The organism is Staphylococcus sp. 191, from assembly GCF_011174885.1.
In the GTDB taxonomy this organism is placed as follows: domain Bacteria; phylum Bacillota; class Bacilli; order Staphylococcales; family Staphylococcaceae; genus Staphylococcus; species Staphylococcus coagulans.
Window position 1 is genome coordinate 1 of the sequence record NZ_PNRJ01000020.1, and the last position, 16,697, is coordinate 16,697.

The 16,697-nt window shown below is 34.9% G+C and carries 17 protein-coding genes and 2 riboswitches; of the genes, 7 read left to right on the forward strand and 10 right to left on the reverse strand.

Annotation, left to right across the window (positions count from 1 at the left end; all coding sequences use genetic code 11):
* Both C1H58_RS12230 and C1H58_RS10840 read left to right on the forward strand, forming a co-directional pair.
* Window positions 1-202 (forward strand): hypothetical protein (locus C1H58_RS12230; RefSeq protein WP_207623137.1); only part of this gene is annotated, 202 nt, incomplete at its 5' end.
* A 95-nt stretch (window positions 203-297) separates the two neighbouring features.
* Window positions 298-771 (forward strand): hypothetical protein, encoded by a 474-nt coding sequence (locus C1H58_RS10840; protein WP_165546167.1) that lies wholly within the window; start codon window positions 298-300, stop codon window positions 769-771.
* Between the two features lie 612 nt (window positions 772-1,383).
* Here the strand turns inward: C1H58_RS10840 and C1H58_RS10845 are convergent.
* The 10 genes from C1H58_RS10845 to xpt all read right to left on the reverse strand — a co-directional run bounded on the left by C1H58_RS10845 (window position 1,384) and on the right by xpt (window position 11,164).
* On the reverse strand, window positions 1,384-2,085 hold the full coding sequence (locus C1H58_RS10845; protein ID WP_096547250.1) for a S8 family serine peptidase: 702 nt from the start codon (window positions 2,083-2,085) through the stop codon (window positions 1,384-1,386).
* Window positions 2,072-2,677, reverse strand: coding sequence for a DUF3885 domain-containing protein (locus C1H58_RS10850; protein WP_096547248.1), 606 nt, complete (start codon window positions 2,675-2,677; stop codon window positions 2,072-2,074). Before C1H58_RS10850 ends, C1H58_RS10845 begins: the two co-directional genes overlap by 14 nt.
* A gap of 14 nt (window positions 2,678-2,691) precedes the next feature.
* The gene (locus tag C1H58_RS12235; protein WP_105989224.1) at window positions 2,692-3,438 is read right to left on the reverse strand and encodes an SAR2788 family putative toxin; all 747 of its coding nucleotides are present in this window, start codon (window positions 3,436-3,438) and stop codon (window positions 2,692-2,694) included.
* A 1,114-nt stretch (window positions 3,439-4,552) separates the two neighbouring features.
* Window positions 4,553-5,098 (reverse strand): hypothetical protein, encoded by a 546-nt coding sequence (locus tag C1H58_RS10860; protein WP_165546168.1) that lies wholly within the window; start codon window positions 5,096-5,098, stop codon window positions 4,553-4,555.
* A gap of 230 nt (window positions 5,099-5,328) precedes the next feature.
* Window positions 5,329-5,526, reverse strand: coding sequence for a hypothetical protein (locus C1H58_RS10865; protein WP_050346245.1), 198 nt, complete (start codon window positions 5,524-5,526; stop codon window positions 5,329-5,331).
* A 239-nt stretch (window positions 5,527-5,765) separates the two neighbouring features.
* The gene (locus C1H58_RS10870; RefSeq protein ID WP_347563073.1) at window positions 5,766-6,110 is read right to left on the reverse strand and encodes a terminase small subunit; all 345 of its coding nucleotides are present in this window, start codon (window positions 6,108-6,110) and stop codon (window positions 5,766-5,768) included.
* Between the two features lie 138 nt (window positions 6,111-6,248).
* Window positions 6,249-7,790: a glutamine-hydrolyzing GMP synthase gene (guaA, locus tag C1H58_RS10875; protein WP_165546169.1), complete on the reverse strand. Its 1,542-nt coding sequence runs from the start codon at window positions 7,788-7,790 to the stop codon at window positions 6,249-6,251.
* Between the two features lie 22 nt (window positions 7,791-7,812).
* Window positions 7,813-9,279, reverse strand: a complete 1,467-nt coding sequence (guaB, locus tag C1H58_RS10880; protein ID WP_165546170.1) for an IMP dehydrogenase — start codon at window positions 9,277-9,279, stop codon at window positions 7,813-7,815.
* Between the two features lie 35 nt (window positions 9,280-9,314).
* A complete protein-coding gene (gene pbuX / locus C1H58_RS10885) occupies window positions 9,315-10,583 on the reverse strand; it encodes a xanthine permease PbuX (RefSeq protein WP_165546182.1) in 1,269 nt (422 codons plus the stop codon).
* The gene (gene xpt, locus C1H58_RS10890) at window positions 10,583-11,164 is read right to left on the reverse strand and encodes a xanthine phosphoribosyltransferase (protein ID WP_016425675.1); all 582 of its coding nucleotides are present in this window, start codon (window positions 11,162-11,164) and stop codon (window positions 10,583-10,585) included. The genes pbuX and xpt overlap by 1 nt, the downstream gene beginning before the upstream one ends.
* A 184-nt stretch (window positions 11,165-11,348) precedes the next feature.
* Window positions 11,349-11,451, reverse strand: a riboswitch (purine riboswitch).
* 180 nt (window positions 11,452-11,631) lie between these two features.
* Here xpt and C1H58_RS10895 point away from each other — a divergent pair.
* From C1H58_RS10895 to C1H58_RS10915, 5 genes are all read left to right on the forward strand, one after another.
* Entirely contained in the window at window positions 11,632-12,057 is a 426-nt protein-coding gene (locus C1H58_RS10895; protein WP_060830448.1) for a general stress protein, read from the forward strand.
* A 308-nt stretch (window positions 12,058-12,365) separates the two neighbouring features.
* Window positions 12,366-13,040: a hypothetical protein gene (locus tag C1H58_RS10900; protein WP_165546171.1), complete on the forward strand. Its 675-nt coding sequence runs from the start codon at window positions 12,366-12,368 to the stop codon at window positions 13,038-13,040.
* 111 nt (window positions 13,041-13,151) lie between these two features.
* Window positions 13,152-13,751 carry a DNA-binding protein gene (locus tag C1H58_RS10905; RefSeq protein WP_050331871.1) on the forward strand — a complete coding sequence of 200 codons (600 nt, stop codon included), beginning with the start codon at window positions 13,152-13,154 and terminating at the stop codon, window positions 13,749-13,751.
* A gap of 73 nt (window positions 13,752-13,824) precedes the next feature.
* Window positions 13,825-13,927: riboswitch (TPP riboswitch) on the forward strand.
* A gap of 93 nt (window positions 13,928-14,020) precedes the next feature.
* A complete protein-coding gene (gene thiO / locus C1H58_RS10910; RefSeq protein WP_165546172.1) occupies window positions 14,021-15,139 on the forward strand; it encodes a glycine oxidase ThiO in 1,119 nt (372 codons plus the stop codon).
* A gap of 64 nt (window positions 15,140-15,203) precedes the next feature.
* Complete coding sequence (locus tag C1H58_RS10915) at window positions 15,204-16,595, forward strand: L-cystine transporter (RefSeq protein ID WP_050346158.1); 1,392 nt, start codon at window positions 15,204-15,206, stop codon at window positions 16,593-16,595.
* Window positions 16,596-16,697 lie beyond the last annotated feature (102 nt).

Consider the following 16,697-nt stretch of genomic DNA (forward strand, 5'->3'; position numbering starts at 1 on the left):
GTATTACAATAATGAAAATAAGCTACAACAGATTGGGGTTATAAACTATGGAAATAAGAGCCTAAAACCACAGATGGTCTTGAGCGGTATATTAGAAATAACAAAAAATAAAAAAATAAAAAAATCAAAGGTAGTAAATAAAAAAGACAATTACAAAATATTGGTTACTTTCATGGATGTAAAGGATATAACTTTTCCATGATAAAAATGACCCTTTTGATTCTAACATCAAAACACTGTTCTATAAACACGTAGTGGCACATATGATGCTAATTTAAAAAGAATTGGAGATTAATCATGGAGATTAAACTTAAAAATCTAGTAGTTCAATTTGACTTAAACAGTGAAACTCCTTATTTTCAAGTTGAAGATAATTACAAAATAAGATGGGATATTGACTCGATTCAAAAGAGAGACCTTGCAGAAATAATAAGATTATCGTTTAAGTCAAAGATTAATAGTTCATTCCTATCAAAAATTATCTCACCTTATTGTAAAAGAGAGGTGACTCGACTTGGATGGTATATTAATATAAAAAATTGGCGTGAAAATATTCATTGCGGTTATGAAAAATATATCATTTCTAGTATATACAATATAGATGTTACAGAAGTGTTAAATTATTGCATGTATATCAAGAACAGTCAGATTCAACCTTTTATCATATTTTATGATGATCAATCTTTATTAAAAATTGGTGTTGATACGATTGATGTCATTAGTGCTTCTGAAGAATTGATTAAAATGTTAAATACTAAGTTAAATTTTTAATTCATATATCATGGAAGCACGATACAATTTGTAATATCGTGTCAGACTGCCGACAAAGACTGCGGACTTGTCGGCATTTTTAGAGCGTCCGGGATGGGTAACAACTTGTCGATGAAAGTCCGTTACAGGCTTGATAATAGGAACTGTTAGCGAAAGACAAGGGTGTCCATTGTGAAGTGGAATCTGAAGGAAGTCGGACGCAAACACTCGCCGATGAACAGAAACATCATACTAAGGCTATGCAGAACAGTAGCTGAAAAGTTCGCAAATTTTATCAATTTTTAACATTACGTATTCAACGCTAAACAAAAAAGGCTAGAAACCGCATCACAACGGTATCTCTAGCCTATCATTTATACTATGTTATTATTCCCACTCGATGAAATGAGTGTTTTTCGCTAGTTTATATTAACTTATAACAATTGATATTACAGTGTTTTTACAGCTAAATACTTCTCATCAATTAACATCACTTCATAATTAACGTATTCAATTACGTATTCACTGCCTGCAACGTGTGAGATTATCTATGCTGTAATTGGAAGCAGAACCAAAGTGATTCTCAGCTTTTAACTTTTGTGTAAATATAATTATTATAGTTTTTGTAACTAATTAATTTAACTCATTAATTAACTTAAGGATTTCACCTTTGTCCATGTTTTTCAAGTCTCTTTTACATACTTTAACCAAATTATTAGACACAGATGCTGTAGCCATAGAAGTATTTTCAACGTTATTAGACAACTTTTTATCAACCGAAATATATACGTCGGCATCATCGTTAGAATTAAAAACAGATTTTGAACCATCCTTATTCAATACTCCAACCGATATAGTTTCATTATATGCAGCTGGAAATTCTTGACCTCCAAAAATATCGTTACCGTTAGCTGCTACAATAATAATACCTTTTTCATGAGCCTCTTTTATCTTTTTATGTAACTCAGGATAATTTTTAGTAAATCCATAACTCATATTTATAATGTCTACATCATGTTTAATTGCCCAATCAAGTGCTGAAATAGTATCCGCCACTCTTCCGTTGCCATAACGGTTCAAAACTTTAGCATCATAAATAACTATATCAGCTCTATACTCTATAATCTTTGAAATTTTATTAGCGTGTACGCTATTTCTATAGTTATCTAAAGTGAAATCACGAGATATTACATTGCTATTAATAGCTTTCTTTTCAATCCCTGTATCTAGAACTGCAATTTTAGTCTTTTCATTCTTGCAATTATAGTTCAAACATATGAATATAGATGATAAAATTAGTATTATTAATATTAAATAAATTTTAATCAATTTCATCGCTTACATCAAACAAGAGGTTGCTGTATTTTTGGGAGTAATTTATATATGACTGCTTATTTATAAAATATAGCCAAAGCCCCCTATCATCATACAAATGGTACAATATGCCTCTTTCACTATCCATTAAATATATATCTAAGTAATTATCTTTCTGATTAATCGTCGGGAATAAACCTTTAAAATCTTGATTGCAAATCGCTCTCGCTAACTTTTTATAATTTAAATCCTTCAAACTTTTATTTTTATAAGCAAACACAAAACACTGAATGCCTTCATTGTTAGTATATTCTCTAAAACTTGGTGTTTCGTCATTATTGAAATAACTAAACTTTTCTTTGAACCTAGTTTTTTTAAATGAATTCCCATATAAATAATATACTAGAACTATATCAATATTATTACTTTGATGAAATAAATCTTGTAAGATTTGAATTGAGTTTCTATGAACTATTGTAAAATAATTTTTGTTAAAGCTTTTTCCATCATCTGAAAAAGGATATTCACCTTCACTTAAATCTAAATGAATTGCATTTTCGGCTTCAGAAAAATTTAAATCACTTACTGACATACAATTAATAATATTATCCATTTTTATAAATCATCCTATTTACGAAGTATTTTTCCATCTTTAGTTAAAGTCGCTTTTCTTGTACCGCTTTTATCCAACAATTTCCAATACGATCCTCCATGAGACTGTCCTTTATTCCTTGAAATTGACCACCCAGTTTTAGGATCTCTATAAACTGGATTTTTCCCCTTTACTTTTTGTGTAAATTTTCCGATATCCACTCCTTTACTAGTTAGAAGTCTAGAGTTTATTCCTTTCGCTACTTTATGCGTATTTGATTTTATAGCGTTATTCACTGCTTTTTTACCATACTTTTTAATAGCCCATTGGATACCATATCTTGCAGCCATAACTGCCACTACTACTAAAGGTGCAGCAGAAGCCTCGGCCAATCTTGTATCAAATTCATGCTCCTCACCAGTTGAATTATCTATTAAAAATCCAGCTATATCTTCTTCATCCGCATAGGTTAAATCAACAGTATAATCTACTTGTTTAGATTCTTCTAAATTAGAGATTTTCCCAGATAAATTAATGTCTCCTGTATTGAAGTCATTAGTTAATACAGTATCTAAATTTATTTCATCATTATTTATTGATGCAGAAAGACGTGATACTTCGCCAGTTTTATTCTCACTGATTTTTGTGTTTTTAACGCTTTTATTTACATCTATATCTTCTTTGATAATTTTATTAGATGCATTCGTATTTGAACTCCCAATCCCAGATAAAATCAAGGACATTATTATTGTACATATAAACACTTTCGAAAAAATTTTCATATTGATCCCTCCTAGATATTTTAAAATATCATAATATACTTTCAATATTCTTTCATATCTATATACGAGTAAATATGCAATACGAAAATTTAAGTGCACAGTTGTTATACTTTAAAAGACTTTATGCCCTTGAAGAACGTTTCTATTTTATTGTGAAAGTGTTTCTCCCTATACAAACTTACTTTTTTAATACTCGGATGTATTTCGATTTTTCTCTTATATAGCTTTGTAAATCGTACAACTAAATTTAAAATATTATACTTTTTACCACAAGAATTCTTGTAATAGTCAAATTTATACTTCAATTATGACTTTAAATATATTAATTACACTACAAACGTAACATTGTTCGTAAGCTGCTCCATAACCATTACTTCATCTACTATTAAACATGCTTATTTATCTAAAATTTTTCTCTCAATTACCCAATATTAATAACTAATAAACAATTTTTGAGACACTGGTTCTCTTAAATTACAGTAAGTTTAATTATATGAATATCGAACAAAAAACTATACGAAGCTGCGAAAAATTTAATTATCAAAAGGTATCCTAAAGCTGGGGTTGTTATAACTCCAGCAAGTTCTGCCAATTCTTTGTTCTCTAGCTCTTTCTTGAATATCTCCAATTAAATCTTTAGCGTTTAACATGATGTCATATTTAACGAAATTAACGAATCGTTCATACAGTCTTTTTAGTGTACTTATATTCATCACAAATAAAAAAAGACCCTTTTACAGGTCGCTTTAACGATGAGTGAGAATTTTATAAGTGGTTAGCCACAAGATACTTAATTTTACCCATTCACTGATTTCTAAAACATAAATAAAGAGCCGTATTAAATTACGACTCCGATATCAGTAAATATAACCCAACATGAGCTATGTTTATTTCAAAGGACAAAACACCCATCTTAAATTATGGGGGTTAATTTATTTCTTTTTGTTATTAGATGAAAACAAGAATGCTCCAAAAAACAGTAAAGGGAAAATAACAAACAAGCGAGCATCAAATGTATTCTCCCCAATAATAACAGGTAAAGATATATAAATAATAAAAGTTATTACTAAAAACGCCAAATAGATTTTTTTATTGGTGCTCATCACAAGTACACCTACAATACAATAGCAATGAATGCTCTAGCTACAATATAAGCAAATTGTTTATTGAAACCAAAATTATTAGTTAATCCTGTAGCTATACCATCAGCTAAATTACCTTCAAACCCCGTTAAAATGTCACAAAACTTATTAATACTTTGATAATGGAACATAACTAACTTTGTGCCAGTAGTATTTTCTATTTTAGCAACTAATTTATTCCAAGCTTTCTCTCCAATTTTATTAACAGTAGCTCTTATAGCTTTAGCTCCAGCTTTCGCCGTTATAGTAGCTTTACCTCTCTCTGCTACCCCATTTTTATAATCTCTAACTTGTCCTTTTAATTTTTCAGCCACACTCGGATCTTTAAAGTCTTGTTTACTATTATCTATTTCTTCTAATAAAGCATTTCCAATTTTTTCTCTTTGTTTCATTTCCTCATCAACTGCTTTAACAGTTTCAGCATTAGCTTTACCTGATTCTACCGTAAAATAAACAGGCCCTATCAAAAGAGAGGTCGCAATACTAGCAGTGGCAATTTTTCTTAAGTTTTTGTACATTGTAAAAACCCCTTTATTCAGGATTTAAACAATCCCTTAATAAACATCCCGATATTTAGCCTATCATATTATCGTTTTCTTTCAACTGTATTATTGATATCTAAACACTAATTCTTAATTACATAGTCCGCTTTAGCAAATTCACATCATATTTAACACAAAAAACCTTTATTAAAAACCACCCTAAATAATAAGGGTGTTCACATACTAAAAATAATTCTATTAATATATCAAAAACCTTTTCTTTTGATCTGCCTAGTAAGAAATACAACAATTAATATTCCATGTATAATCGTTAATCCTTTGAAAATAGGCGAACTAAATGAAATGAAAAAAGCTGTCAGTATGATTTCAAGTAAAAACACAAAAATTATTATAGCTAATAACGTTTGTTGCGATTTAGGCATGTTATGATCTTTTCCGCTCATAATAAACCTCCTTAACTGGATAAGTTTCATTAGATAATATACTATCATTTGAATTAACAAAGTCCAAACTTGGACTCTGCTAATCACTGTTGTTAATAACGCCAGCAAGCTCTTCCAATTCTTTTTTTCTCTAGTTCTTTCTTGAGTATCCCCGAATAAATTTTTAACATTTAACACTGTATTCAATTTTCCATAAAAAACCACCACCTAATAAAAGGCAGTGGTTCTGCATTAATCATCTACTGAATATCATCAACAAATTCTGGCGCTACAAGACTCACATCTAATTTATCTGTAAATAAGCTATGATACTTTACTAACATTTCACGCGCTTTGTTACGATCACTTATTTTAGCTGGTACATCAATCGTTTCTACATGCTCGTTATAAATTACGTTCATTCTATTTGTATCTGGGTTACGGACATACTCACCACGTTTAACGACAACTTCTCTCGTTTCAGTTTCTTCTCCTATTGCAGTTCGACTCATTAAATACAATAACTCTTTGACCTCTAGTATACCCTCATCAAGTACCTTTTCTTTTTGCCCCTTAATGTAATTTTGTATTTCAACATTCTTCAACAGCTTATTGCCAACTGAAAATGTATCTTAGGGCTATACCTTACATTTATAGCGGATTGCGTAGCATTAAAAGTACAAACAAAAAGACTAGAAACCACATAACAACGTCGATTCTAGCCTCTCATTCATACTATTTAATTATTCCCACTCAATCGTACTTGGTGGTTTTGATGTGATGTCGTAAACAACGCGGTTAACGTGCTCGACTTCATTTACGATACGTGTTGAGATTTTTTGTAAGACTTCCCAATCGATGCGTGCAAAGTCACTTGTCATCCCATCAATAGATGTGACTGCGCGGACACCCACTGTATAGTCATAAGTACGGTAGTCTCCCATGACACCCACCGAGCGAATTTCTGGTAATACTGTGAAGTATTGCCAGATTTCACGTTCTAGACCTTCTTGGCGAATCACTTCACGTAGAATTGCGTCTGATTCACGCACGATTTCTAATTTGTCTTCAGTAATTTCACCAAGTACACGGATACCTAATCCTGGACCTGGGAAGGGTTGTCTCCATACTAAATGTTCTGGAATACCTAACTCAATTCCTAGAGCACGCACTTCATCTTTAAATAATGTATTAATCGGTTCAATTAATTCGAATTCCATGTCTTCTGGTAAACCACCTACATTGTGGTGAGATTTAATTGTTTGTGCTGTTTTTGTACCAGACTCAATAACGTCCGTATAAAGTGTCCCTTGTGCTAAGAAATCGACACCTTCTAATTTTGACGCTTCATCATCAAAAACATAAACAAATTCATTACCAATGATTTTACGTTTTTTCTCTGGATCAGAAACACCCGCAAGTTTCGACATGAATCGGTCTTTAGCATTTACACGAATGATGTTCATGTTAAAGCCTTCACCGAATTGTTCCATTACCATGTCGCCTTCACCTTTACGTAAAAGTCCATGATCAACAAAGATACATGTCAATTGATCACCAATCGCTTTGTGTAATAATACCGCAACAACAGATGAATCAACACCGCCACTCATCGCACATAAAACTTTGCGATCTCCTACTTTGTCACGGATTTTTTGGACTTCAATATCAATGAAGTTTTCCATTGTCCACTCACCTGTACATCCACATACACGACGAATAAAGTTGCGTAGTAAGTCATTACCAAATTCTGTATGACGCACTTCTGGGTGGAATTGTACACCATAAATACGACGTTTTTTATCTTCAATCGCTGCATATTGTGTACTTGGACTGTCCGCAATCACTTCAAAACCTTCTGGAATTTCGATCACTTTATCAGAGTGACTCATCCAAACAGTTTGTTCCTCAGGTAAGCCAAAGAACAACTCGTCAGATTTTGCATTGATAATTGCTTTACCATATTCACGTTCATTGGCACGTTCAACTTTACCACCGAGTAATTTCGTTGTCAGTTGCATTCCATAACAAATACCTAAAACGGGTACGCCTAAGTTATAGATTTCAGGATCAATCGTAAAAGCATCTTCAGCATAAACTGAGTTAGGACCTCCTGATAAAATAATACCTTTAGGGTTCATTTGTTTGATTTCTTCAATTGGCATTTCGTGATCGTGTAATTCACTATAAACGCCCATTTCACGAATACGACGCGTAATTAATTGGTTGTATTGACTACCAAAATCGAGGACAAGAATGAGTTCTTGTTCTTTTGCCATTTCCATACTATTTGTACTCCTTTACCAATTAGAATGAGTAGTTTGGTGATTCTTTTGTAATTTGAACATCGTGTGGATGACTTTCTGCTAAGCCTGCCGCACTCATTTTCGTAAATTGTGCTTCTTCACGTAATGCTTTGAGGTCACGTGAACCTGTGTAACCCATACCGCTCTTAACGCCACCAATTAATTGGTAGATTGTATCTTGTAATGGCCCTTTGTAGTCAATACGTCCTTCAACGCCTTCTGGTACGTATTTTTTAGGTGTTTTGTCTTCTTGGAAGTAACGATCGTTAGAACCACTTTCCATAGCGCCTAATGAGCCCATACCGCGGTAAACTTTGTATTGACGACCTTGGAAGACTTCCACCATACCTGGACTTTCTTCTGTACCTGCAAGCAAGCTACCTAACATAACAGCATGGCCACCTGCAGCTAACGCTTTAACGATATCGCCAGAGAATTTAATACCACCGTCAGCGATAATCGTTTTACCGTGTTTACGTGCTTCTGTTGCACAGTCATAAACAGCTGTAATTTGAGGAACGCCGACACCCGCTACGACACGTGTCGTACAAATTGAACCTGGTCCGATACCCACTTTCACAACATCTGCACCCGCTTCAAACAATGCTTTTGTTGCTGCAGCAGTCGCAACGTTACCTGCAATCACTGTAATTTCTGGGTATTTTTCTTTAATCTCTTTAACTTGATTAATAACACCACGTGAATGACCGTGTGCTGTATCAATAACTAATGCATCTACACCGGCTTCAACTAATTTTTCAGCACGAATGCTTGTATCTTTTGCGATACCGATAGCAGCGGCAACAAGGAGGCGACCGTGACTATCTTTTGCTGAATAAGGATATTCATGTACTTTTTCAATATCTTTAATTGTAATTAAACCTTGTAAAACACCACCTTCAACAAGAGGGAGTTTTTCAATTTTATGGTCTTGAAGAATTTCTTCCGCTTCTTCAAGTGTTGTACCAACTGGAGCTGTAATTAAATTTTCTTGCGTCATGACATCAGAAATTTTAATTGAAAAATCTTCTATAAATCTTAAGTCACGGTTTGTTAGGATACCAACAAGTTGACGTGATTCTTTATTATCTACAATAGGAACACCAGAAATACGATATTTGCCCATTAATGCTTCCGCTTCATAGACACTTTCTTCAGGCGTTAAGAAAAATGGATCTGTAATGACACCATTTTCTGAGCGTTTCACTTTTTGTACTTCATCTGCTTGATGCTCAATACTCATATTTTTATGAATAACACCTAAGCCACCTTGTCTTGCCATAGCAATCGCCATTTTAGACTCTGTTACCGTATCCATACCGGCTGATACAATCGGAATATTTAACTTAATTTTTTCTGATAATTCTATACTTAAGTCTACTTCTTTTGGCAACACATTTGATTCTGCCGGAATTAAAAGTACATCATCAAAAGTGAGTGCTTCTTTTACGAACTTGTTTTCCCACATACTATTTACAGCCTCCATTCAAATTATTACTTATATTATTTCACATTTTCATCATTTTGTTGAGCGTTAATACCGTTAAAAAATAAATTCAAGAGAATTGCTGATATTGTGCCTAAAACAATCCCATTTTGTGTAAACCATGCAAATTGGTCACCAAGTGCTTTAAACGCTTCAGGTACTGCTGTGATACCTGCACCTAGACCGACCGATATGGCAATAATCAACAAATTATTCTGATTTTTAAAGTCAATATCATTGAGAATACGTACACCGTATGCCATGACCATACCGAACATTGCCAACATCGCACCGCCCAGTACAGAGAGTGGAATAATATTAGCCAATGCGCCCAGTTTAGGGATACAGCCACAAATGACTAATAAAATAACCATGCCGTAAATGACATCATTTTTCTTAACACCTGAAAGGGATACAAGACCCACGTTTTGAGAGTAAGCAGTGTACGGGAATGCATTGAAGATAGCACCTAAAGTAATCGCCATACCTTCTGCCATATAACCTTTTCTAAAGTCTTTACGTTCAAGTTTCTTGCCAGTAATTTTACTTAAAGCATGGTAAACACCTGTTGATTCGATCAAACTCACTAATGCGACGATGAAAAAGACTAATGTTGCACCAAAATCAAAAGCAAATCCTGTAAATCTGAACGGCTTAGGTAATTCAAACCAATGGGCTTGTCCTACTTGAGCTATATCAATTAACCCAAATACACTTGCTAAAATAGTACCTAAGATTAAACCTAACAAAATGGCAATGGATTTTAAGAAACCACGCGCAAAGCGTTGTAAAATCAAAATAATAATGAGTGTCGCAAAACCGAGTAAAATGTGTTTTGGATCACCATAATCTTTTGCACCTTGACCCCCTGCAATATAATTCATTGCAACAGGCATCAAAGTGATCCCAATAATTGTAACAACACTTCCAGTTACAACAGGTGGAAATAGTTTTACGAGTGAAGCAAAAAATGGTGCAATTAAAATAACTAATAAACCAGACAGAAAGAGTGACCCATATAAAACGTCAATACCTTTCGTTTGTCCGATTAAGATCATAGGTGCAACCGCAGTAAAGGTACATCCTAAAACAACAGGCAATCCTATACCGATACCACGATAGACTTGTAAAAATGTCGCTACACCGCACATAAAAATATCGACTGTGACAAGATACGCAATTTGTTCATTTGTAAAATGTAAGCTTGTCCCAACAATAATCGGAACAAGAATCGCCCCTGCATACATCGCTAATAAATGTTGTAAACTTAACAAAAATCGCTTCATCATTCTGTATCTCCTACTAGAGTTACTTTATTCCCCTTTAATGAAGCAACTTGGCATAACGATGATACAGTTAAGCCTGCCTCTTCTAATCGTGAACGTCCTTGTTGAAAACTCTTTTCTACTAGAATTCCCACACCCACTGTTGTCGCTCCTGCTTGCTCAACCAAACGATGTAAGCCTAACGCGGCTTCTCCATTGGCTAAAAAGTCATCAATAATCAATACTCTATCTTCTGGAGATAAAAACTCTTCAGAGATAATCACTGTATTCGTTTTGTTTTTAGTGAATGAATGTACATCTGTTTGATAGTACCCTGCGTTTAATGTGCTTGGTTTCGCTTTTTTGGCAAACAAACAAGGAACAGTAAAACGATGCGCTGCCATAATGGCCGGTGCAATCCCTGATGCTTCAATCGTCAAAATTTTAGTCACACCTTGGTCTGCGAACTGATCATGAAACGTTTGACCTATGTCATACATCAAGCCAGCATCGATTTGATGATTTAAGAATCCATCGACTTTGAGAATCTTTTCATCAATGACAACACCATCTTCAATGACCTTTTTTCTTAATGCGTCCACTCCTATTCCTCCTCGATAAAAATGATATCAAAAATACCCAAAACTAAAGAATGACGTTTTAGGTATACGAGTAATAGTCATACAGTTGTAAAGTGGCGCTATAACAGGTCTCCAACCCAAAATATTGTGTGACAATTCGAAAATATGCGAACAACGGGATTGAAAGGATACATTAAGCACGCTACATCGATGTACCATTACTCATAGTCATGTCGTTTAAGGCAACATGGTAGAAACTTCTAAAGCCGTATTCTTCAGATTATATGAGCTTGATAAATTATCTACTGATAATAGCAAATTTAACCCTCTTTCGCAATAGCATCGTCCTAAATCTATTGTATTCAGAAATTTATGGAAATTCGTTGCGTAAAGTGCTGTTTAAGCGCATAATAGCATTATAAAACCGTTTATATAACGGAGTATAAGGGTAGTGTAATTACAAAACACGATCGGGAGGCGTCACACGTATGGCACTATATAAAGTAGAAAAATATAAAGTTGCACGCACAGAAGATGATGCAATTCAATATGTTGATTTACTATTAAAAGAAGGTCTAAAAGAAAGCGAAATCGTGGTATTAAGCAGAGAAAAATTGAAAACAGATCGATTCAATGATTCACAAATTCAACACAAATCAACTAACGGAACAGTCAGTGATAAATTTATGCGCTTTTTTATCGGTGAAGATGCTGAAGAGGCCGCTTTGTCTAAATATAATTTCTCTGAAAATGAGCGAGAGGACCTTAAACAAGACATTGTGAATAATAAAATTATAATCATCGCGCAAAGAGTTGATCACGAATGCAATGAAGTTCCAGAAAATAATGCTGCATATCAAACGCCAGATGATGACAAACATGCTCCTTCTGAACATAAAGGAGATATTGAATAAATCGATTGAGCGCTAGGTTCTATTGTTACTGCATGATTTCATAATCAATGATGGGGACGGGGATATGAGATAAATATGGAGATTTATAGAAACACTTGATTTCCATACACTCTCGCTCGTTCCCTTATTGTTTATCCTTTATTTTGACATCATGGTCAGTCATGAATAGTCCAACTTAGTCATCTATTTTATCAGAAAAAACAGTCACAAATGACTCCTCAACTATCTATATGTATTGCTACATCATTGCAATGACCCTATATACTTGCAAGAATAAACGAGAGTTAACTTAAAAGAGGTGACGTAACATGAACTTTGTACATATTAAATCTACGCATGATCGATGGTATGAGCCAGCAATAGCATTCTATAAAAATAAATTAGACCATCTTGTTACAGAAGATGCGTCTGTTTTTGCGCGATCACTTAAAACAGATAAAACCCAACATGACTTCGTATTTATTGTTGGTATTGAAGACGACGCGATTGTGAGCTTGGCGACAGCCCACTATGAAGCGACGACAAATGTCGGCTTTATTATTTATCTTCTTGCACAACACAGCCAAGATTGTGAAGCCTGCTTGAAAACGACTTTAGAACAGATTGAGCATGAGCTGAATCGTATATCTAACCAACTTCACGGTCGTGACGTTAATTTCTTTATGTTTGAATCTACATTTGAATCTAACGATGTTGATGAAGAAACAGCAAGAAAAATTAACTTCCGTCGTCACTTTTTAACAGAAAACGGCTACGAAAAGCAAACTGAAATTACATACTTACAACCTTCATTAGATCGTAACGGTAAGCCCATTCCTTTAGATTTATATGTGAAAGGCAATATTCCTTTAACTAAGGATATTTTTGGTACAAGTGTTAAATCCTGCTACATTTTAAAATATGTGTATGCGAATCAAATACCACGACGTATCATTTATCCATTACTTGTCAAAATGGGTTTACGCAAAGAACATCGTCCATAAGACCTTGAAATCAGTGCTTAAAGCCGTTAAAATAATGAGAGAGGTAGACTGACGGGTCACTGAACGCACACTTCCGTACGTCTAAAAAGAAGAGAAAGGATCTAATGATATATGCTGACAAAAGAATTTGCCCAAAGATCAGGCTTAAGTGAAAAGCAAGTACGTAAAATCGTACAGCATCTTGAAGAACGTGGTTACCATTTAAATAAAACAGAATACCGTGGTCGAGAAGCGACTGATTTTAAAGAAGAAGATATTGAATTATTCCAAGAGATAACAGAACGTGTTGCACGTACAAATAGTTATGATCTTGCTTTTGAAGAGTTAGAACAAGAAAAAGACTTTCTACAAGTTATCGTCAAAGAAGATAAACAACACTTACCGAGCGATCAACAAGTGCCTCAACTTATCAATGAATTACGCAATGAAATCAATAAAATGCGTGAAGAACGTCAAATGTTAGGTCAGATGGTCAGCCAAGTTCATCAACAGCAAGAAGAATTAAAAGCGTTACATACCCAATTAAATCAACAACTTGAATCGAATAGTAAGTCCCTTGAATCACTGACAGCCGCACAAAAGGAACAAAGTGAACAATGGAGTCAAACACAACAAAGCATCGAGACTCAAACTAAAGAACAGCAGGCACTTGCGCAATCGATTCAAAGCAATGAAAAGAAAGGCTTCTTCCAACGTTTATTCGGTGGTTAAAGCGATTCAACCTTTGCGTATCTTGCATATTTCTAATATGAAAGTTACAATAATTAATGAAATCAAATAAAAATTTATATGCTAGGGGTGCTCGAGGCGAGCTGAGAAAGAATGTATCTTAACTCTTTGAACCTGAGGTGGTTAGAACCAACGAAGGAAAGCGTATGATGACAATGAACTTATTTCAACTCATTTTAATGATGACTCAATCATTTATTTCAATCATATACGTGTTCCTCCTGCATCCTTTCATGTAGGAGGCTTTTTTTATGAAACAAACAATTATTATTGGTGCCGGCGTTATGGGTTTATCCATTGCAAGACAGCTATCCTCTCAAAACCGACATATTCGGATTATCGATCGTTACACACCAAGAATGAATGCGTCTTACGCTGCGGGAGGCATGCTTGGTGCACAGAACGAGTTTTTCGAAGCCAATCCACTGTATCACCTCGCTATGGAAAGTCGTGCAATGATGCCTGAAGTTGCAGCCGACCTCGAGCGAGAAACTGGAATTAATATTGAATACCAAAAATACGGCCTAATTAAAGTTGCCTCTCAAAAACAAGATATCCAAGCAGTAGAAGCGCAATTCCAATTTTTACATAGCCAAGATCACACAATTAAACAACTCTCAAAATACGCTCTAAAACAACGTTTCCCAAAACTCAATCCTAACCAAAGTGCTGCTTTTAAAATCCAAGATGACGGGCAAATTAATGCAAACACCTATACGAAAGCCCTGATTGCTTCCGTTATAAAGCGCGACTATATCGAACTCATGACACAGACCGAAGTCTTAAAAGTCGAACGTCATCACAGCGGTTATACAGTCATCACATCTAAAGGCAACTTTTCAGCAGATGAATTGATTATTGCTGCAGGCGCTTGGTCTGGGACGTTACTCCAACAACTTCATATCCAATTACCTACTCAACCAGTTAAAGGTGACGTTAAACTGATTGCCTCTTGTTATAAAGGATTGAAGGAAACCATTTTTAATATGAATGGTTGTTACATCGTGCCCAAATTGCCTAATCGTTTCTTAATTGGTGCGACCTCAGACTTCGATAGTTGGAGCATTGAAAATAATGAGAACAACTTGTCATGGTTAGATCAAGAGAGCTTGTCTATGATTCCGCAACTCAAAAATCATCATGTGATTAAAACATGGACGGGCATTCGACCTATCACACCTAACCAAGAGCCTATTATGGGAGAGGTTGAAGACCATCTTTATGTGTCCACAGGACATTATCGAAACGGTATTTTACTCTCACCTATAGCAGGTTCACTGATGGCAAAATTGATTGACGGCCATGCTAAAGCGAAAGAACAGCTTACACCCTTTTCGCCCAAAATTGCTCAGATAAAAAATAAAGCTTGATTTTATACTTTTTTCCTATTATCCTATTGTATAAGTCGGAATTAAGAAGGAAGCGTATTTTGATATGTCTGTGTTTTTAACTATTATTAATCTAATTATTTTTATTTTCGCTCTTATTGGACTTTGGTTCATGACGAAAAAACATGTTAAATTCCCTAAACGTGTTTTTACTGCACTTGGTTTAGGGATCTTATTAGGCCTTCTACTCCACCTCATTTATGGTGTTGATAGCAAAGTCACATCAAAAACGACAGAGTGGGTTGGCTTAGTGGGAGATGGTTACATTGCACTCTTGCAAATGATTGTTATCCCATTAATCTTTGTTTCAATTGTTGCTGCTTTTACGAAAATTGATATTGGTGAAAAGTTTGCCAAAATGGGCGGATTGATTTTTGCTTTCCTTATTGGAACAGTAGCAATTGCAGCAATCATCGGTATTATTTATGCAGTTGTCTTTAATTTAGATGCCTCTAGCATTGACCTCGGTCACGCTGAGAATGCACGTAGCTCTGAAATTGCAAGTCAGGCAAAAGAATTAACGGCAACGACATTACCTGCTCAAATTTTAGAGTTAATTCCATCTAATCCATTTTTAGACTTTACGGGTCAACGTGCGACATCTACAATTGCTGTCGTGATCTTTGCGGCTTTTGTCGGCTTTGCCTTTTTACGCGTTTCACGTAAACAACCTGAAAATGGGCACACACTTAAACGTGGTATCGATGCGGTCTATTCACTTGTGATGGCTATCGTTACATTTGTTTTAAGACTCACACCATACGGGATTCTAGCAATTATGATGAAAACTATTGCGACGAGTGACTTTGCTGCCATTTGGACGTTAGGAAAATTCGTTATTGCCTCTTATGCTGCACTCATCACAATGTATATCATTCATCTAATCATTCTTGCAATCATTGGTGTAAACCCAATTCAATATATGAAGAAAACAGCCGAAGTAATCTTATTCGCCTTTACTTCACGTTCAAGTGCCGGGACATTACCATTAAATGTTCAAGCACAAACGAACCGTTTAGGCGTGCCTCAAGCCATTGCAAACTTCTCTGGCTCATTTGGTCTTTCGATTGGACAAAACGGTTGTGCGGGTATCTATCCTGCCATGTTAGCAATTATGGTTGCACCTGTCGCTGGCGTAGAGGTTGATTTTAAATTCCTTGCAACTGTTGTTATCGTCGTCGTACTCAGCTCATTTGGTGTTGCTGGTGTCGGAGGCGGTGCAACATTTGCATCTATCCTTGTACTTTCAGCTTTAAATTTACCAGTCGGACTCGCTGGGGTGCTCATCTCTGTTGAACCTTTAATTGATATGGGACGTACAGCGCTAAATGTTAACGATTCAATGTTAGCAGGTACTGGAACAGCTAAATTAACAAAACAACTAAATGAAGATACGTTTAATTCAAATCATTATGATGAATTAACACCACAACATTAATAACATCACAACAAAACCCCTTTCAATCTTACGTGTGGAAAAGATTTGAAGGGGTTTTTGCTATTAAAACTTTATGATTTTAGATACTGTCAATTAATAGTT